Origin of the sequence: Streptomyces sp. NPDC101118, from assembly GCF_044759445.1 — a bacterium.
Lineage (GTDB): Bacteria > Actinomycetota > Actinomycetes > Streptomycetales > Streptomycetaceae > Streptomyces.
This window is the reverse complement of sequence record NZ_JBIVZG010000014.1, coordinates 1-17,356: the sequence shown is the minus strand read 5'-3', so window position 1 is coordinate 17,356 and position 17,356 is coordinate 1. Positions and strand designations below refer to the sequence as shown.

The window sequence follows — 17,356 nt, the reverse complement described above, 5'->3', positions numbered from 1 at the left end:
TCCCATCCCCGTCCCCTCGTCGCTCCCGCACGGTTTCCCGTCGGCGGGTGACACGAGTATGGTCCGGCAGCGGTTTCTGACGTACCGTCATATCCGCTTGTCCGCCCGTAGCCAGGAGGTTTGACGTGCCCGCGGATCGTCCCATCGCGCTCGACGAGTACCCGATCCACCAGGCCCCGCTGTCGATGAAGCACGTGGTCACCGGCGACCGGAACGCCTACGACCGGTGCATCTTCCACGTGTTCGACCACGCGGGCCGGGCCGTGCTCATCGTCGGGCTCGGCGTCTACCCCAACACCGGGGTCATCGACGCGTACGCCACCCTCCGCCGCGGCGACGAACTCCTCGCCGTCCGCGCCTCGGACGCGCTCGGCGACGACCGCATGGACCTCTCCGTCGGCCCGCTCCGCATCGTCGTGGACGAGCCGCTCAAACGCATCACCCTCCGCTGCGACCCCGACCCCGAGGACCCCGACGGCCTCTCGTACGAACTCACCTGGACCGCCGACTTCCCGGCCGTCTGGGAGCCCCACCACGTCCAGCGGCGCGGCGACCGGCTGATGCTGGAGGGCCGCCGCTTCGTCCAGGCCGGCCACGTCACCGGCCTGATCCGGGCCGGGGGAGAGGAGTACGAGGTCACCGCCGGGCAGTGGACGGGCACCCGCGACCGCAGCTGGGGCGTCCGGCCCATCCCCGGCGAGGACGGCGGCCGCGCCGCCGAGGAACACCGGCCCGAGGGCTTCCACTGGCTCTGGATCCCGGTCCGCTTCGAGGACCGCTTCCTGATGGTCATCGCCCAGGAGGACGCCGACGGCCACCGCTTCCTCAACGAGGCGCTGCTGGTCCACCCGGACGGCAGCAACCGCCCCGACGTCCAACTCGGCTGGCCGCACACGGACATCACCTACCGCTCCGGCACCCGCCACCCCGAGCGCGCCGTCGTCCACCTCACCGACCCCACCCGCAAGCCCCTCGAACTCGGCGTGGAGATCCTCGCGTCCAACCCGATCGCCATCGGCGCCGGCTACCCGCCCGCCACCGACTGGCAGCACGGCACCTGGAAGGGTCGCGGCTGGACCGACCGCCGCGTCTACGACCTCTCCGACCCGGCCGCGCACCCGATGGCCGCCTTCGGCGTCACCGACCACTCGGCCCGCTTCACCCTCGACGGGCAGACCGGTTACGGGATCTTCGAGCACGGCAGCTTCGGCCGCCACGACCCGAGCGGCTTCACCGGGTACGACTCCGTCGCCCCCTGAGCCCCTGAGACCCCACCCGAATCCGCCGTCACCAGCCGAGGGGAAACACCGCATGGCAACCGCGCCCCGCCCCCGCACCTCCACCCGCGACCCCGAGGAACTCGGCCGGCGGCTCACCGCCTGGCTCGGCCGGGAACTCCCCGGCGCGCGGGTGGCCAACGTCTCCGTACCCGGGTCCAACGGCATGTCCAGCGAGACCCTGCTCTTCGACATCGAGCACCCGGACACCCCGCTGCGCGCCTGCGCCCTGCGGCTGGCCGCCGACCCCGAGGCGTACACGGTCTTCCCGACCTACGACATGCCCCGCCAGTACCGGGTGATGAGCCTGGTCGCCCGGCACACGGACGTGCCCGTGCCGCCCGTGCGCTGGCTGGAGGAGGACCCGGCGCCGCTCGGCGCCCCGTTCTTCGTGATGGAGCGCGCCGAGGGGCGCGTACCGCCCGACGTGATGCCCTACACCTACGAGGGCAACTGGCTGCACGCCGCCACCGACGCCGAGCGCGCCCGGCTCCAGGAGGCGAGCATCTCCGTACTCGCGCGCCTGCACGACCAGTTCCCGGCGAAGGAGGCCGAGTTCCTGCTCCCGGAGGGCGCCGGCAGCCCGCTGCGCCGGCACGTGGAAGCCCAACGCGCCTACTACTCATGGGTGGTCGACGGCCTCTCCCGCTCACCCCTCATCGAGCGCGCCTTCGACCGGCTGGAGGAGCTGTGGCCCGCGGACGAGGGTCCGGCGGTCCTCAACTGGGGTGACGCGCGCATCGGGAACATCGTCTACGACGGCTTCGAGCCCGCGGCCGTGCTCGACTGGGAGATGGCCGCCTTCGCCCCGCGCGAGGTGGACCTCGGCTGGACCGTCTACCTGCACCGCTTCTTCCAGGACCTGACCGTCGGCTTCGGCCAGGCCGGGCTCCCCGACTTCCTGCGCCGCGAGGACATCGAGACGCGGTACGCGGAACTCACCGGCCACACCCCGCGCGACATGGAGTTCCACACCCTCTACGCGGCCCTGCGCCACGCGATCGTGATGCTCAGGATCGCCTACCGCCAGGCCCACTTCGGCGAGGTCGCCGTACCCGAGGACCCGGACGGCCTGATCCTGCACCACGCCAGCCTGGCCGCCATGGTGCAGGGCACCTACTGGTGACACCGCGGCCCGCAGGGTCCGTACGGGCCGCGGCGCCGGCGCCGGTGGTGCGTACGGGCCTTCAGGCGGCCTGTACGTGCTGCCGCATCTGGGGCAGCTGCATCCGGACCGGACGCGAGCCCGGACCGCCCACGTGCGAGAACGGCTGGGTACGCCAGTCCAGTCCCTGAGGGAGCGTCAGCAGGACCACGTCCAGCTCCCCGGCGTCGTCGGAGTCCTCGGAGGGCTCGGTCTCGACGGCCGGACGGCCCGTGCCGCCGCAGACGGTGAGCCCGAACGGGTTCCACGGGGACAGGCAGAGCCCGTGCTCCGGCAGGAACTCCTCGTCGGCGACGAGGGCGATCGACTGCCCGCAGTCCGGGCAGGTCGCGTGGTGGACCTCGAAAGAGTCGTAGGCCTCGGACTCGTCGTCGACGAGGACGTCGCTATCGAGGGGCTCCGGTTCGGTGCGCCCGGAACGCTTGGTGATCGGCATGGATGTACTCCCCCTTGGGTGGGCCGGGCAGACGGTTCGGGCCTCGGCCACAGCAAGCACTTCCCGCCACGCGGCACGAGTAACCACAACACTCCGGCGTACGCGTTCATACCCTTGTGGCATTGGTCACATGCCTGCCGCAGGTGCCACTTCCGGGGCCATCGCCACTGTGCCGGGAGCGCCCCGGGGCAATAGGTTGGGCGGCTATGAGCGCAATGGAGGAATTGGACCGGCAGATCGTGGATCTGCTCGTCAGAGACGGGCGGATGAGCTACACGGACCTGGGCAAGGCCACCGGCCTGTCCACGTCGGCGGTCCACCAACGAGTACGCCGCCTGGAGCAGCGTGGGGTGATCCGCGGGTACGCCGCGGTCGTCGACCCCGAGGCCGTCGGGCTCCCCCTGACGGCGTTCATTTCGGTCAAGCCCTTCGACCCCAGTGCACCGGACGACATCGCCGAGCGCCTGGCCGGAGTGCCCGAGATCGAGGCCTGCCACAGCGTGGCCGGCGACGAGAACTACATCCTCAAGGTCCGGGTGGCGACCCCCCTGGAGCTGGAGGACCTGCTGGGCCGCCTGCGCGCCCTGGCCGGGGTGTCGACCCGTACCACCGTGGTCCTCTCCACCCCCTACGAATCGCGGCCACCCCGCGTCTGAGCCCCACCCGCCCCTCGCACCACCCGCCCCCGCACCGGCCGGCCCCGCCGGCCCCGGAGGGCGTCCCGGCCCGGAAGGGCATCCCCCGGCCCCCGGGGAGCCGCGGCGGAACCCGTCCGACAGGCTCCGGCCCCCCGGTGGCGACCGGCGCCCCACGAAGGCGCGAGACTGTTCCGCATGACCGAGCGCACCACCACCCCCGCGGGCACCCCCGCAGCCGGAACCGACCGCACCGTCCTCCTCCGCAGAGGAGAGGTGCACAGCCCCGCCGACCCGTTCGCCACCGCGATGGTCGTCGAGCGCGGGGAGATCGCCTGGGTGGGCTCCGAGGGCGCGGCCGACGCCTTCGCCGACGGCGTGGACGAGGTCGTCGACCTCGACGGCGCGCTGGTCACCCCGGCGTTCACCGACGCCCACGTCCACACCACCGCCACCGGCCTCGCCCTGACCGGGCTGGACCTGTCCGGGGCGCCCACCCTGGGCCGGGCCCTGGAACTCGTACGCGAACACGCCGACCGGCGGCCCGGTGACCGGGTCCTGCTCGGCCACGGATGGGACGCGGCGCGCTGGCCCGAACGGCGCGCGCCGCGCCGCGACGAGCTCGACGCCGCCACCGGCGGCCGTCCCCTCTACCTCACCCGGGTCGACGTGCACTCCGCCGTCGTCACCACCGCCCTGCTCGACCTCGTCCCCGGCGTGCGCGAGCGCACCGGCTTCCTGGACGGCGAGCCGCTCACCGGCGACGCCCACCACGCGGTGCGCGCCGCCGCCTACGCGGCCCTCACCCCCGCCCAGCGCACCGACGCCCAGCGCGCCGCCCGGCACCACGCGGCCTCCCTCGGCATCGGCACGCTGCACGAGTGCGGCGGCCCCGAGATCTCCTCGCCCGAGGACTTCACGGGCCTGCTGGAGCTGGCCGCGGCCGAGCCCGGTCCCCGGGTGTTCGGCTACTGGGCCGAGCAGGACGTCCGCCGGGCCCGCGAGCTCGGCGCCGTCGGCGCGGCCGGCGACCTCTTCGTCGACGGCTCCCTCGGCTCCCACACCGCCTGCCTGCACGCCTCCTACCAGGACGCCCCGCACACCGGGGTGGCCCACCTGACGACGGCCGACGTGGCCGCCCACGTGGTCGCCTGCACCGAGGCCGGGCTCCAGGCCGGCTTCCACGCCATCGGCGACGCCGCCGTCTCCTCGGTGGTGAACGGCTTCCGGGCCGCCGCCGAGAAGCTCGGCACCGGCCGGATCCGCGCCGCCCGGCACCGTGTCGAGCACGCCGAGATGGTCACCCCCGAGACCATCGCCGCCTTCGCCGAGCTGGGGCTCACCGCCTCCGTGCAGCCCGCCTTCGACGCCGCCTGGGGAGGCGAGGACGGCATGTACGCCGACCGGCTGGGCGCCGAGCGGGCCCGTACGCTCAACCCCTTCGCCGCGATGCTGCGCGCCGGGGTGGCGCTGGCCTTCGGTTCGGACGCCCCGGTCACGCCGCTCGACCCGTGGGGCACCGTGCGCGCCGCCGCGTTCCACCGCACGCCCGAGCACCGGGTCTCCGTACGCGCCGCCTTCACGGCGCACACGCGGGGCGGCTGGCGGGCCGTCGGCCGGGACGACGCGGGCGTCCTGGTGCCCGGCGCCCCCGCCGACTACGCCGTCTGGCGGACCGGAGACCTGGTGGTCCAGGCCCCGGACGACCGGGTCGCGCGCTGGTCCACGGACCCCCGCTCCGGCACCCCCGGCCTGCCCGACCTGACCCCCGGGCAGCCGCTGCCCGAGTGCCTGTCCACAGTGGTCGGAGGACGCACGATGTACGTACGCCCGCAGGGGTGAGCAGGCGTTTTGACAGGCGGCGCCGGTCGCCGGGTACCTTCTGCGGCGTCCACCACAGGACGTCCGCTCGGCAGGACCCGTACGTCCGCGCGCCCGCGCCTCGGGGGCCAGGGAAAGGTTTCACCGAGTGGGGGTCCCCCCTCCCCCCGAGGGCCCGGGGGACGGTGCGAACCGGGTGGGGCCCGGCTCCAGTAGACAACGGCCCCGGCCGCCCGCAGCCGGCGGGCGCCGGGCCGGCCCGAAGGACTCCGGGCCCCGATCCGCGGAACCCGCGGCCCGCCTCGCTAAGGTGGGGACCCTGTGAACGGACGCGTTAAGGGGTATCAGTGAGCGACGGCGGTGTGGGTATCCCCGCGGACGGAGTCCGGAGGAGGAAGTACGGTCCCCTCGGCACGGCACTGGTGATCATTCCGACCTACAACGAGGCGGAGAACATCGGGCCGATCGTCTCCCGGGTCCGCGCGGCCGTACCCGAGGCGCACGTCCTGGTCGCCGACGACAACAGCCCCGACGGCACCGGCAAGATCGCCGACGAGCTGGCGGCCGAGGACGACCACGTCCAGGTCCTGCACCGCAAGGGCAAGGAGGGCCTCGGCGCCGCCTACCTCGCGGGCTTCCGCTGGGGCATCGAGCACGGCTACGGCGTGCTGATCGAGATGGACGCCGACGGCTCCCACCAGCCCGAGGAACTGCCCCGGCTGCTCACCGCCCTCAAGGGCGCCGACCTGGTGCTGGGCTCCCGCTGGGTGCCCGGCGGCCGGGTCGTGAACTGGCCCGCGCACCGCAAGCTGCTGTCCCGCGGCGGCAGCACGTACTCCCGGCTGATGCTGGACGTGCCGATCCGCGACGTGACCGGCGGCTACCGTGCCTTCCGCAAGGAGACGCTGGAGGGGCTGGGCCTGGACCAGGTCGCCTCGCAGGGCTACTGCTTCCAGGTCGACCTGGCGCGGCGGGCCGTCGAGGCGGGCTTCCACGTGGTGGAGGTGCCGATCACCTTCGTCGAGCGCGAGTTCGGCGACAGCAAGATGAGCCGCGACATCGTGGTGGAGGCCCTGTGGCGGGTCACCGCCTGGGGGCTGGCCACGCGCGCGGGGAAGATTCTGGGTCGGCGGCGGGGCTGAGGCCGGCGGGGGCCGGCGGCCGGGCTCGTGGCCGGCGCCCTCGCGCAGCCGCCCTGCCCACCGGGCTCTTCGGCCGCTTTATGCCAGTCCGGCAGGGGTGCGGGCACACTGGGAGCATGATGACCGGCGTTCCCACCTCGACGGCCCCCAAGCGATCCCGAGCCCGCTCCGTGCTGCCCCTCGCGGTGGCGGCCTGGGTGGTTCTGGAGATCTGGCTGCTGACCCTGGTCGCCGAGGCGGCCGGGGGACTGACCGTCTTCGCGTTGCTGGCCGGTGGCTTCGTGCTCGGAGCCGTGGTCATCAAGCGGGCGGGCCGGCGGGCCTTCAAGAACCTGACCGACGGCATGCGGCAGGCGCAGGCCCGGATGCAGGCGGGGGAGATGCCCACGGCACCGCCGCCCGGCAGGGGCAGCGGCAACGCCATGACGATGCTCGGCGGTCTCCTGCTGATGGTGCCGGGCCTGCTCTCGGACGTGGCGGGTCTGCTGTGCCTGGTCCCGGGCGTCCGTGAGCGGATCGCGAAGGCGCTGGGCCGTACCTTCGAGCGCCGGATCGCCGCGGCGGGCTCCGGGAGCCTGGGCGGCGCCTTCCAGCAGGCACGCATCCGCTACCCGGACGGCAAGGTCGTCCAGGGCGAGGTCATCCGTGAGGAGGACGGCCCGGCCGGGCCGTACGACCGTCCGCGTCCGCCGCTGACCCCGTGACGGCATGGCATGGGCCCCCGGTCGCTGTGAGCGTCCGGGGGCCTGGCGCAGGCAGAGAAGACAACGAGCCGAGGGCCGTGCCAGGTGGCACGGCCCTCGGCTCGTATCGCAGCGTGTACGCGGATTAAGCGGACTTGCGGCTGTCGCGCGGGTGTACGGCGATGTTCATGGCGCCGGAACGAAGGACCGCCAGCCGTTCGGCCAGCACCTCTTCCAGCTCTTCGCGGGTACGCCGCTCCATGAGCATGTCCCAGTGCGTTCGCGCAGGCTTGCCCTTCTTCTCCTCGGGCCCGTCCCCGTCCACCAGGAGTGCCTGGGCGCCACACGCCTTGCACTCCCACTCCGGCGGAATCTCCGCCTCAACCGAGAACGGCATCTCGAATCGATGTCCGTTCTGGCATGCGTACTCCACCGCCTGGCGCGGGGCCAGATCGATGCCACGGTCCGTCTCGTAGCTGGTAACCACGAGCCGCGTGCCGCGGAGAGCTCGCTCACTCATGAATCGTGCCTCCCGGGCTTGTCGCCCACAGGACAGGTGTCGCTGTCGTCGTCATCCGGACAACGTCCGGTCGGCGGTATAGATTCCCGCTCCGGGTCATGCGTCGCCCGTCGTGCCGCCCCTTGTTGTACCCACCAATGCCCGTTTTGTCACATCTGGCAGCAGATGTCACCCAACGTCTTCACTTCTTCAGCACGCAGTAACGGTCCGCCTGGCAGGCCAAAGGCGTACACTACCGGCCTTTGACTTCGACGTCTAAATCCGGTCCGGAACCGGGTTTCCGGCAGCCTCCACGGCGCGCCGTACGGGCACCCGTGCGAGCAGTACGAACCCCAGCGCGAAGAAGGCCACCAGCGAGATGATCGCGTCCCGGTAGCTGCCCGTCAGCTGGTACGTGAGACCGAACACCAGGGGCCCCACCCAGCTCACCCCGCGGTCGCTCATCTCGTACGCGGAGAAGTACTCGGCCTCCTTGCCGCGCGGCACCAGGTGCGAGAACAGCGAGCGCGACAGCGCCTGGCTCCCGCCCAGCACCAGACCGATCATCGAAGCCAGCACGAAGAACGCCACCGGTGCCCCCGCCGGCAGGAAGTACCCCGCCGCCAGCGTCAGCGTCCAGGCCGCCAGCGAGCCCAGGATCGTCCGCTTGGCCCCGTACGAGCGCGCCAGGCGCCCCATGCCCAGGGCGCCCACGACCGCGAGCACCTGCACCAGCAGGACCGCCACGATCAGCGTGGACTGCTCCAGCTTCAGCTCCTCGGAGCCGTACACGGACGCCTGCGAGATCACGGTCTGCACGCCGTCGTTGTAGATCAGGTACGCCAGCAGGAAGGACAGCGTCAGCGGGTGCTTGCGCATGTCCTTCAGCGTGGCCACCAGCTGCTTCCAGCCCGTGCCGGCCGCCGGACCCTCGCCCTCGGCGCGCACCACCGCCCGGTCGCGCAGCCGCTTCAGGGGGATCAGCGCGAAGGCGCCCCACCACAGGCCGGCCGAGGCCAGGCAGATCCGCACCGCGGCGCCCTCGGAGAGCCCGAAGGACTCGTGCCCCTGGAACAGGACGAGGTTGAGGACGAGCACCAGTGCGCCCGAGGTGTAGCCGAAGGCCCAGCCGCGCGAGGAGACCGTGTCCCGCTCGTCCGGCTCGGCGATCTGCGGCAGGTAGGCGTTGTAGAGCACCATCGAGACCGCGAGCGAGGCGTTCGCGACGATCAGCAGGAAGCCGCCGAGCAGGTAGCGCTCGCCGCTCAGGAAGAACATCCCGGCCGTGGCCGCCGCACCCGTGTAGGCGGCCACCGCCAGCAGCGGCTTCTTCCGGCCCCGCCGGTCCGCGGCGGCGCCCACCAGCGGCATCACCAGCACCGCCACGATCACCGAGAGGGAGACGCAGTACGCGAAGAACGACCCGGCGCGCACCGGGATGCCGAGCGGGTGCACGTACCCCTCGGCATCGGCGGCCGCCCGGGCCACCGCCGTGAGGTACGGGCCCAGGAACACCGTCAGCACGCTGGTCGAGTAGACCGAGCACGCGAAGTCGTAGAAGTACCAGCCGTGCTGCTCGCGCCGCCGCTCGGCCGCCGTGCCGACGGCTCCGCCGCCGGCCGCGACCGCCTCCGGCGGACCGTCCGCCCCGTCCGTGGTCTCCGCAGTCACCCGTGCCCCCTCGCTGTCCCCGTCAGGCACGGGAGGAGGTGACCCGGCACGGGGGAACGGGCGCTCAGGCCCAGGCCCCGCGCTGGTCCAGCACCGTGCGCAAGATGTCGATCCGGTCGGTCATGATGCCATCCACACCCAGGTCGAGAAGAGCCTCCATACGTTGCGGTTCGTTCACGGTCCAGACGTGGACCTGCAGGCCGCGCGCGTGCGCCGTCTCGACGAACCGCCGGTCGACCACGCGGATGCCGGCCTGGGTCTCGGGCACCTGCGCGGCCACCGCACCGACCCGCAGGGCGGCCGGGATCGCGTACGAGCGCAGCCGCAGCCCGAGGACGCCGCTCACGCCGTACGAGGTGGCGAGACGGGGCCCCGCCAGGCGCTGCGCCCGCGCCACCCGGCGCTCGGAGAACGAACCGACGCAGACCCGGTCCCACAAACCCCTGCGCGCGATCAGGTTGATGAGCGGGTGCAGGGCCGACTCGGCCTTGATGTCGATGTTCCAGCGGGCCTCGGGGAAGGTGTCCACCAGCTCCTCGAAGAGCGGCAGCGGCTCCTTGCCGGCGACCCTCGCCTCGCTCACCTCCCGCCAGGGCAGGTCGGCGATCCGGCCGGCCCGGTCGGTGACCCGGTCCAGCGTGGGGTCGTGGAAGGCGACCAGCTTGCCGTCCAGGGTGGCGTGGACATCCGTCTCGAAGTACCGGTATCCGGCCTCGGAGGCCCGCCGGAAGGCGGTCACCGTGTTCTCGAGCCCGTCCGCCGCCCCGCCGCGGTGGGCGAAGGGGATCGGGGCGGGGTGGTCCAGATACGGGTGGGGGGTGCGTACGTGCGTCACGGCGGCAGTATGCATCCCCGCACGCCACGCGGGACGGCCGGGCGGTGAACAGAGACCAGGCACACACCCCCCTGGTGGAGGGCACAGGCCACATGACACCCTGGGAGCCGGGAAACGCGATCCAATAGCGCCCCTCGGCACGGCCTCGATGGCCAATCGGACGAAGGTGGACCGGACAGCATGGCTCAGTGGACCTCGGCGGTGGGCGCCGCGCAGCTCGCCCGGCTCATCGGCTCCCAGCAGCCGCGCCCGGCCTCGCCCGGCGCCCGCAAGCCCCCCGCGTACCGCTCGCTGGCCGACGGGATCAGGGTGCTCGTCCTGGAGGGCCGGGTCCCGGTCGCCGCCCGGCTCCCCGCCGAGCGCGAACTGGCCGTCGCCCTCAACGTCAGCCGCACCACCGTCGCCGCCGCCTACGAGGCCCTGCGCGCCGAGGGCTTCCTGGAGTCCCGGCGCGGCGCCGGCAGCTGGACCGCGGTCCCCGCCGGCAACCCGCTGCCCGCGCGCGGCCTGGAGCCGCTGCCCCCGGAGTCCCTCGGCTCCCTCATCGACCTCGGCTGCGCCGCCCTGCCCGCCCCCGAACCCTGGCTGACCCGGGCCGTCCAGGGGGCCCTGGAGGAGCTGCCGCCCTACGCCCACACCCACGGCGACTACCCCGCCGGCCTGCCCGCGCTCCGCCGGATGCTCGCCGACCGGTACACGGCCAAGGGCATCCCCACCATGCCCGAGCAGATCATGGTGACCACGGGCGCGATGGGCGCCATGGACGCCATCTGCCACCTCTTCGCCGGCCGCGGCGAGCGCATCGCCGTCGAGTCGCCCTCCTACGCCAACATCCTCCAGCTCATGCGCGCCGCCGGCGCCCGCCTCGTGCCGGTGGCCATGGCGGACGGCCTGGCCGGCTGGGACCTGCCGGTCTGGCGCCAGGTCTTCCGCGACGCCGCCCCGCGCCTGGCGTACGTCGTCGCCGACTTCCACAACCCCACCGGCGCCCTGGCCGACGAGGAGCAGCGGCGCGCGCTCGTCGAGTCCGCCCGCTCGGCGGGCACCGTGCTGGTCGTCGACGAGACCATGATCGAGCTCCACCTGGAGGCGGACCTGGAGATGCCGCGCCCGGTCTGCTCCTTCGACCCGGCCGGCTCCACCGTGATCACCGTCGGCTCGGCGAGCAAGGCCTTCTGGGCCGGCATGCGGATCGGCTGGGTCCGGGCGGCACCCGACGTGATCCGCAGCCTGGTCGCCGCCCGCGCCTACGCCGACCTCGGCACCCCGGTGCTGGAACAGCTGGCCGTGAACTGGCTGATGCGCACCGGCGGCTGGGAGGAGGCGGTGGCCCTGCGCCGCACCCAGGCCCGGGAGAACCGGGACGCTCTCGTCGCGGCGGTGCGCCGGGAGCTGCCCGACTGGGAGTTCGAGGTGCCTCAGGGCGGCCTGACCCTGTGGGCCCGGGCCGGCGGCCTGTCCGGCTCGCGCCTCGCGGAAGTGGGGGAGCGGGTCGGCGTACGGGTCCCCTCGGGCCCGCGGTTCGGCGTCGACGGCGCCTTCGAGGGCTACGTGCGGCTGCCCTTCACCGTCGGCGGCCCGGTCGCCGAGGAGGCGGCCGCACGCCTCGCCGGCGCCGCCCGCCTGCTGGACACCGCGGGCCCCGGCACCGCCGAGACCCTGCGCACCTTCGTGGCCTGACGCGGCACGGCCGGCACCCCGGATCGTCAGGGGTGCCGGCCGTACGCGAAGCCGCTAGCGGGCGCCCTCGACCTCGCCCTTGACCGTGTTCACCTCGACGGTCTCCGCCGCCGGGATCTCCAGGCCGGCCGGCGTGTCCGGACCCGGACCGGCCGGCCCCTGGCGCTGCGGCAGCAGCTCCCGCACGGCCTGGCGGTGCGGAGCGGCCGCCGTGTCGTCGTACGGATCGGGCGTGGCCGGCACCTGGAGCCGGTGCACGGGCCCGGAGCCCAGCCGCGCGTACCCCCGCCCCGGCGCGACCTGCGCGGTCGGCGTCGTGTGGGGCGGCACCCCGAGGATCGCCGCGATCTGCGGGATCGAGGCGGGGCCCAGCACCACACGGGCCCGGGTGTGCGCGTACACCGCGTCGGACAGCAGCTCCAGGTGCTCGAACTGCTCGGCGACGACCACCGTCACGTGGGCGGACCGGCCGTGCCGCAGGGGGACCTGCAGCAGCGACAGGGGATCGGGGCGGCCCTCGGCCGCGGCGAGGTGCCCGAGCACGCTGGGCCGGTCCAGCAGCACCCACAGCGGGCGCCGGGTGTCCTCGGGAGCCTGCTGCCCGGCCTGGCGCGCGCGGTTGGCGGCGATGAGCCTGCGCTCGGTCTCCACGGAGACCCACTCCAGCGTGGCCAGCGCCCCCGTGAGCCCGCACTCGACGGCCAGCACGCCGGCGCGGCCGCCGAGGCAGGCGTACTCGCCGGTGCCGCCGCCCTCCACCACCAGCACGTCGCCGCCGTGGTGCAGGGCCTGGAGCGCGATGGAGCGCAGCAGCGTGGAGGTGCCGCTGCCGGGCTGGCCCACGGCCAGCAGGTGCGGTTCGGTGGAACGGGCACCGGACCGCCACACCACCGGCGGGACGTCCCGGGTCTCCTCGCCGTCGGCGACGGGCAGCGTGCGCTGCACCCCGCCGGCGTCCGTGAAGCCCAGGACCACCTCGCCGGGGGCGGTGACGAAGCGCTGGGCGGCGATGCCCGTCGGCAGTGCCGCCAGCACGGTCATGTCGAGCAGGTTGCCCTCCTCGTCCCATTCGAAGAGGTACTCGCGGCCGCGCCCGGACTTGGCGGCGAGCAGCTGCTCGATCCGCGCCCGTGCCGCCGCCTCGCCGTCCGTGAAGTAGGCGGGGTAGCGGATCCGCAGCCGGGTGACGCGGCCGCCCTCGTCGAAGGCGTAGCCGCTGAAGGCCTTGTCCCACTCCCCGCCGTGGGCGAAGAGCGGGGCAGGGTCCTCCGGGACGGCGAAGTACGGCACGAGCGCCTCGTACAGCGCGCCCAGGCGTTCCGTCTCCGCATCGCTCGGTCCCGTCTTCACCGGGGTGCGGTCCCGGCCCTGCCACGCGGCCGCGGCCATGAGCGCGACGAGGGCCAGCAGCGGCCCGTACGGGACGAGCACGACCACCAGCAGGCAGGCCGCCACCAGGAAGAGCGTGGGACCACGCTTGTCCTTGGGGGTGTCGGCCCACTTGCGCCGTGCGGTCGCGGCCAGCACGCGCAGGCCGCGCCCGACGGTGAGGAGCGGATGGATGACGTCCGTGGCGCTGTCGGCGGCCGTGCGCGCGAACTCGCGGCCCTTGGCCAGCGACGCGCTGCCGCTGCTGAGGATGCGGGGAAGTGGTCGCCGGGCCACGGGCGTCTCCTGGAGTTGTCTCTTTCGTGTCCTTGCTGGGCGGGATCAGAGCTTGATCCCGCCCAGCAGCGAAGCGATGCTCGCGGTGCTCGCCGTGATGCTCGGGGCGATGGCGGAGCCCGCGAGGAAGAAGCCGAAGAGTGCGGCGACGAACGCGTGCGACAGCTTCATCCCGTCCTTCCTGAAGAACAGGAAGCAGATGATGCCGAGCAGCACGACGCCTGAGATGTTCAGGACCATGAGAAGTTCTCCTGGTTGATGGGGACAGTCACCATGAGTTCTTCCAGGCTCACAGGAAGTATCTATGCGATAAAAGGTGCATTTGGGTGAATCGGGGCGGATTTCACTTGACCGGCCGCGTTCGGGTGGCGGGAACCGCCCCGCTCGGTGCAGGAGGGGTCACTCCCGGGTGATCTTTGCCTCGGCCGGGTCCCGCCACGCCCCCGCCGGGGCAGTACCCTGTCGATTCACTCGTACGGACGCAGTGCCGTACCGCCCCAGACCCGCCCGGCCTGGGGAAACTCGTGCCAACAGCGGCGGAAGGCGGCAGTGATGAGCGAGACCCCGGAGACCCCGGACGCCGACGTGGTGGAACTGGCCACCAAGATCTTCGACCTGGCGCGCCAGGGCGACGCCGAGGCCCTCGCCGCCTACGTGGACGCCGGCGTTCCGGCGAACCTGACCAACGACCGCGGCGACACCCTCGTCATGCTCGCCGCGTACCACGGCCACGCCGAGGCGGTCACCGCCCTGCTGGCCCGCGGCGCCGAGGCGGATCGCGCCAACGACCGAGGTCAGACCCCGCTCGCCGGAGCCGTCTTCAAGGGCGAGGAATCCGTCATCCGGGCCCTCCTCGCCGGCGGAGCCGACCCGGAAGCGGGCACGCCGTCCGCTGTGGACACGGCCCGTATGTTCGGCAAGACCGCGCTGCTGGAGCTCTTCGGAGCCCGGTGAGCCGGAAGCCGGGGCTACGCCGCAGGGGAGGCCGTAAATGTGGTCGCGGCGTGCAAACCGGCTGGGTCATCATGGCGTCGGATCGGGACTTGCACCCCGACATCACGGGGGGAAGCTCCGGACACTGACGAAAGGCTGAATGTGATGGTCCACATCAAGCGGAAGACGACTGCGGGCGCCCCGACATGCTGTTACGCGGCCACGTGAATCCCGTTTCCCGGTTGCGTCCCCAGCTTGATTTGAGGCCATTCCCATGTTCGAACCGTCCATAGCGCCAAGCGGCACCCTGCTCGGCCTCCTCCAGAGGGGCCGAGGCGACGGGACGCTGCACGCGCTCGCGGCGCCGCGCGCCGACGCGCTCGCGGCACTCAACCAGTGCGTGCTGAGCGACCCGCGCCGTGACTGGCAGGTCGAGAACCGCTCCCTCTACTACGCCCGCCTGTACGTCGACCTCGACGGACCCCTGGGCGCCATCGAGGCCCACCTCTTCTCCGCCGAGGACCTCCTCGACGAGGACGAGAACCGCACCGGCCTCGCCCTCTCCGTCCTGGGCCACCTCGCCTCGTACGGCCGTGACGACGCGCTCATGCTGCTGCGCCGCTACGCCGCCACGGGCGCCAACTGGTCCTGGGCCCTGGACGAGCTCGCCGTCCGCGACGACGACGCCGGCCTGCGCTCACTCGGAGCCCCCGTGCTCGCCCGCTTCCCGGAGACCCCGGAGGGCGCGGCGCGGCTGGCCGCCGCCGTACGCGACGCCTACGAGCCCCGCCCCTGGCGCCTGTGGGAGGAGCTGCCGCAGTTCACAGCACGCCTCTCCGCCGCCCGCGAACAGGGCTCCTTCGACCGCTGGCAGCGCCAGATGACCCCGGCCGGCCCCCGCCCCGGCTGGAGCGTCGACGCCGTCTTCGAATGGGCCGAGCAGGGCCTGCGCCGCGGCACCCCGCTGCACGTGCCCGCCGCCCGCTGTCTCGCCGCCGTCGCCACCCCGGAGGACCGCCCCCGCATTCTCGCGGCCGCGGCCACGGGCACCGAGGCCGCCCGCGCCACCGCCCTCCACCACCTGGTCACCGCCGAGCCGGAGAACCCGGCCGTGCTGGACCTGATCGAAGCGGCCGCCGAGGACGACGCCGCGGTCGCCGCGTACGAACGCCTCCTCACCGAAGCCGCCGTCGACCGTGCCCGCGCCTGGGTCCACCGCCCGGACGCCCTCGGCGCCGCCGCCGGCCGCATGCTGGCCGCCCACGGCGACGCCGCCGACGCCCCGCTGGTCCTGGGCGCCCTCAGGGAGTCGGTCCGCACCTCGGGCCCCGACGCAGCCGCCCTCTGGCCCCTGGTGGACGGCACGGGCCGCCTCCACATCGCCTGCGCGGCGCCGGTGCTGCGCCACGTCTACCGCGAAACGGCCTCGTCCCACCTCCGCGGCCGCGCCGCGGCCGCCCTCTCGGCCACGGACCCGTCCTTCGCCACGGGCTTCGCGGTGGAGTGCCTGTGGGACTGCGAGGAGTCCACGAGGGAGATCGCAGCCCGCCACGCGGAGACCGGCGACGCCCGAGTGGTGGACCGCCTCCGCCGCCTTGCGGCGGACCCGGCGGAGGAAGAGGAAGTCCAGTCGGCGGTCCGCAGCCGCATAGACCCCCGAGTGGCCTGACCCCGACGCGCGTCGCACGCGGCGCGCGGCGCGCGTGCGGCCCACGCAACCCCTGGAGCCCCTGCCCTTCACGAAGGGCGGGGGCTCCAGGGGTTGGGGGCGGTGGCGGGCCGGCATCAGGAACCGGCCGAAGCCCGGCATGCCGCGGGCCGGCACCGGGACGCGGCGGCCACTCCGCGACCGGCACTACGTGCCCGAGGTCGGAGAGGTGGGCGGAGGGCTGTACCGCGTGAGGCGGTGTGGGGAGGTGGGCGGAGGGGCGGCACCGCGTGAGGCGGTGTGGGGAGGTGGGCGGAGGGCGGTACCCCTGGGCCGGGATCAGCGAGGGCGCCGGATGGCGGCATCTCCTGGGCCGGTCTGAGGGATCTGGACGTATCTGGGGTTGTCCGCCGACCGAGGGTTTCCGGGCCGGGGCACCCTGTCAAGGGCGCTCCTTCGTCGCGTCGCCTGCGGCGATTCCACTTCGTTCCACCCTTGACAGGGCACCCCGGCCCGGAATGCAAAGCCCTCGGCGGACACCCCCAGGAAAGACGCCCAGGGGGACCTCCCAGGCCAGTCGGTACCGGGTGAGTGACGCGGCAGCGAGGCCCGGCCCCCGCCCCGAGGGGCGGACGCGTCAGCGTCCGTAGGCCCTCCGCCCGTCTCAGCGACTTCCGGGCCGTCTGTGCCCCTTCATAAGCCGCCACAAATCGCTACGCGCTCCTGCCTCAGGGCGGCGGACGGCCGTCTGGGGTCGGACATAGGCCGCCAGCGATCGCATGTGCTTCTCCCGTCACGCGATGACCGGCCCGTCGTGGTGGGACGTAGGCCGCCAGCGATGTGTAGGCGCTTTTCACGTCTCAGCGTCCGCCAGGCCGGTCGTGGTGGGACGAGAGCCGCCCACGATGGCCGCGTGCCGCTCTCGCTGGGCGGCTGGCGGGCCGTCCCGCCCGCCAGTTGCGCGAAATGGACACTGAATCCAGGTCATCCCCGCCCCCATCTCTTCCCAGCCCCAGACGGCCGCCTGTCGCTGAGATATGAGAAGCGCGTAGCGATCGTTGGCGGCTTATGAAGGGGCACAGGCGGCCCGGAGGCCGCTATGCCGAGTGGCGGGCCTACGGACGCTGACGCGTCCGCCCCGTGGGGCGGGCCCGCACCCCGACACCGGGACGCGCACCCGGTACCGGAATGCATGAGGTGTCCCCTGGGCGTCTTTTCTGGGGTTGTCCGCCGAGGTCTTTGCCTTCCGGGCCGGGGTGCCCTGTC

General features: G+C 73.4%; 15 protein-coding genes. 9 read left to right on the top strand and 6 right to left on the bottom strand.

The window, feature by feature from the left end:
* The first annotated feature begins 185 nt into the window (after window positions 1–185).
* A complete protein-coding gene (locus ACIQUQ_RS22140) occupies window positions 186–1,259 on the top strand; it encodes a hypothetical protein (protein WP_403978829.1) in 1,074 nt (357 codons plus the stop codon).
* A 52-nt stretch (window positions 1,260–1,311) separates the two neighbouring features.
* Window positions 1,312–2,403, top strand: a complete 1,092-nt coding sequence (locus ACIQUQ_RS22135) for a phosphotransferase family protein (RefSeq protein WP_403978380.1) — start codon at window positions 1,312–1,314, stop codon at window positions 2,401–2,403.
* A gap of 61 nt (window positions 2,404–2,464) precedes the next feature.
* Here the strand turns inward: ACIQUQ_RS22135 and ACIQUQ_RS22130 are convergent, their stop codons facing one another.
* A complete protein-coding gene (locus ACIQUQ_RS22130) occupies window positions 2,465–2,878 on the bottom strand; it encodes a hypothetical protein (RefSeq protein WP_403978378.1) in 414 nt (137 codons plus the stop codon).
* Window positions 2,879–3,093: 215 nt separating this feature from the next.
* Here ACIQUQ_RS22130 and ACIQUQ_RS22125 point away from each other — a divergent pair, with 215 nt between their 5' ends.
* From ACIQUQ_RS22125 to fxsA, 4 genes are all read left to right on the top strand, one after another.
* On the top strand, window positions 3,094–3,534 hold the full coding sequence (locus ACIQUQ_RS22125; protein ID WP_399947838.1) for an Lrp/AsnC family transcriptional regulator: 441 nt from the start codon (window positions 3,094–3,096) through the stop codon (window positions 3,532–3,534).
* A 177-nt stretch (window positions 3,535–3,711) separates the two neighbouring features.
* A complete protein-coding gene (locus tag ACIQUQ_RS22120; RefSeq protein ID WP_403978376.1) occupies window positions 3,712–5,355 on the top strand; it encodes an amidohydrolase in 1,644 nt (547 codons plus the stop codon).
* A gap of 326 nt (window positions 5,356–5,681) precedes the next feature.
* Window positions 5,682–6,476, top strand: coding sequence for a polyprenol monophosphomannose synthase (locus tag ACIQUQ_RS22115; RefSeq protein ID WP_403978374.1), 795 nt, complete (start codon window positions 5,682–5,684; stop codon window positions 6,474–6,476).
* A gap of 116 nt (window positions 6,477–6,592) precedes the next feature.
* Window positions 6,593–7,180 (top strand): FxsA family membrane protein, encoded by a 588-nt coding sequence (fxsA, locus tag ACIQUQ_RS22110; RefSeq protein ID WP_403978371.1) that lies wholly within the window; start codon window positions 6,593–6,595, stop codon window positions 7,178–7,180.
* A gap of 124 nt (window positions 7,181–7,304) precedes the next feature.
* Here the strand turns inward: fxsA and ACIQUQ_RS22105 are convergent, their stop codons facing one another.
* The 3 genes from ACIQUQ_RS22105 to ACIQUQ_RS22095 form a co-directional block, all read right to left on the bottom strand.
* Window positions 7,305–7,679, bottom strand: a complete 375-nt coding sequence (locus tag ACIQUQ_RS22105) for an RNA polymerase-binding protein RbpA (RefSeq protein WP_003959706.1) — start codon at window positions 7,677–7,679, stop codon at window positions 7,305–7,307.
* Between the two features lie 255 nt (window positions 7,680–7,934).
* On the bottom strand, window positions 7,935–9,329 hold the full coding sequence (locus ACIQUQ_RS22100; protein WP_403978368.1) for an MFS transporter: 1,395 nt from the start codon (window positions 9,327–9,329) through the stop codon (window positions 7,935–7,937).
* A gap of 64 nt (window positions 9,330–9,393) precedes the next feature.
* Window positions 9,394–10,179 (bottom strand): glycerophosphodiester phosphodiesterase, encoded by a 786-nt coding sequence (locus ACIQUQ_RS22095; protein WP_403978365.1) that lies wholly within the window; start codon window positions 10,177–10,179, stop codon window positions 9,394–9,396.
* A 165-nt stretch (window positions 10,180–10,344) separates the two neighbouring features.
* Here ACIQUQ_RS22095 and ACIQUQ_RS22090 point away from each other — a divergent pair, with 165 nt between their 5' ends.
* Window positions 10,345–11,844, top strand: coding sequence for a PLP-dependent aminotransferase family protein (locus tag ACIQUQ_RS22090; protein ID WP_403978362.1), 1,500 nt, complete (start codon window positions 10,345–10,347; stop codon window positions 11,842–11,844).
* Window positions 11,845–11,898: 54 nt separating this feature from the next.
* Here ACIQUQ_RS22090 and ACIQUQ_RS22085 read toward each other — a convergent pair whose 3' ends face one another.
* On the bottom strand, window positions 11,899–13,509 hold the full coding sequence (locus ACIQUQ_RS22085; protein ID WP_403978359.1) for a hypothetical protein: 1,611 nt from the start codon (window positions 13,507–13,509) through the stop codon (window positions 11,899–11,901).
* 45 nt (window positions 13,510–13,554) lie between these two features.
* Complete coding sequence (locus ACIQUQ_RS22080) at window positions 13,555–13,749, bottom strand: hypothetical protein (protein WP_030199023.1); 195 nt, start codon at window positions 13,747–13,749, stop codon at window positions 13,555–13,557.
* A gap of 312 nt (window positions 13,750–14,061) precedes the next feature.
* Between ACIQUQ_RS22080 and ACIQUQ_RS22075 the strand changes: the two genes are divergently transcribed.
* Window positions 14,062–14,463 (top strand): ankyrin repeat domain-containing protein, encoded by a 402-nt coding sequence (locus ACIQUQ_RS22075; RefSeq protein ID WP_403978356.1) that lies wholly within the window; start codon window positions 14,062–14,064, stop codon window positions 14,461–14,463.
* 253 nt (window positions 14,464–14,716) lie between these two features.
* Window positions 14,717–16,111, top strand: coding sequence for a HEAT repeat domain-containing protein (locus tag ACIQUQ_RS22070; RefSeq protein ID WP_403978353.1), 1,395 nt, complete (start codon window positions 14,717–14,719; stop codon window positions 16,109–16,111).
* Window positions 16,112–17,356 lie beyond the last annotated feature (1,245 nt).

What these genes read in the sequence shown, in the direction of transcription:
- ACIQUQ_RS22140 (WP_403978829.1), top strand. Translation starts at nt 186, where the DNA reads ATGAAGCACGTGGTCACCGGCGACCGGAACGCCTACGACCGGTGCATC.
- ACIQUQ_RS22135 (WP_403978380.1), top strand. Translation starts at nt 1,312, where the DNA reads ATGGCAACCGCGCCCCGCCCCCGCACCTCCACCCGCGACCCCGAGGAA.
- ACIQUQ_RS22130 (WP_403978378.1), bottom strand. Translation starts at nt 2,878, where the DNA reads ATGCCGATCACCAAGCGTTCCGGGCGCACCGAACCGGAGCCCCTCGAT.
- ACIQUQ_RS22125 (WP_399947838.1), top strand. Translation starts at nt 3,094, where the DNA reads ATGGAGGAATTGGACCGGCAGATCGTGGATCTGCTCGTCAGAGACGGG.
- ACIQUQ_RS22120 (WP_403978376.1), top strand. Translation starts at nt 3,712, where the DNA reads ATGACCGAGCGCACCACCACCCCCGCGGGCACCCCCGCAGCCGGAACC.
- fxsA (WP_403978371.1), top strand. Translation starts at nt 6,593, where the DNA reads ATGATGACCGGCGTTCCCACCTCGACGGCCCCCAAGCGATCCCGAGCC.
- ACIQUQ_RS22105 (WP_003959706.1), bottom strand. Translation starts at nt 7,679, where the DNA reads ATGAGTGAGCGAGCTCTCCGCGGCACGCGGCTCGTGGTTACCAGCTAC.
- ACIQUQ_RS22095 (WP_403978365.1), bottom strand. Translation starts at nt 10,179, where the DNA reads ATGCATACTGCCGCCGTGACGCACGTACGCACCCCCCACCCGTATCTG.
- ACIQUQ_RS22090 (WP_403978362.1), top strand. Translation starts at nt 10,345, where the DNA reads ATGGCTCAGTGGACCTCGGCGGTGGGCGCCGCGCAGCTCGCCCGGCTC.
- ACIQUQ_RS22080 (WP_030199023.1), bottom strand. Translation starts at nt 13,749, where the DNA reads ATGGTCCTGAACATCTCAGGCGTCGTGCTGCTCGGCATCATCTGCTTC.
- ACIQUQ_RS22075 (WP_403978356.1), top strand. Translation starts at nt 14,062, where the DNA reads ATGAGCGAGACCCCGGAGACCCCGGACGCCGACGTGGTGGAACTGGCC.
- ACIQUQ_RS22070 (WP_403978353.1), top strand. Translation starts at nt 14,717, where the DNA reads ATGTTCGAACCGTCCATAGCGCCAAGCGGCACCCTGCTCGGCCTCCTC.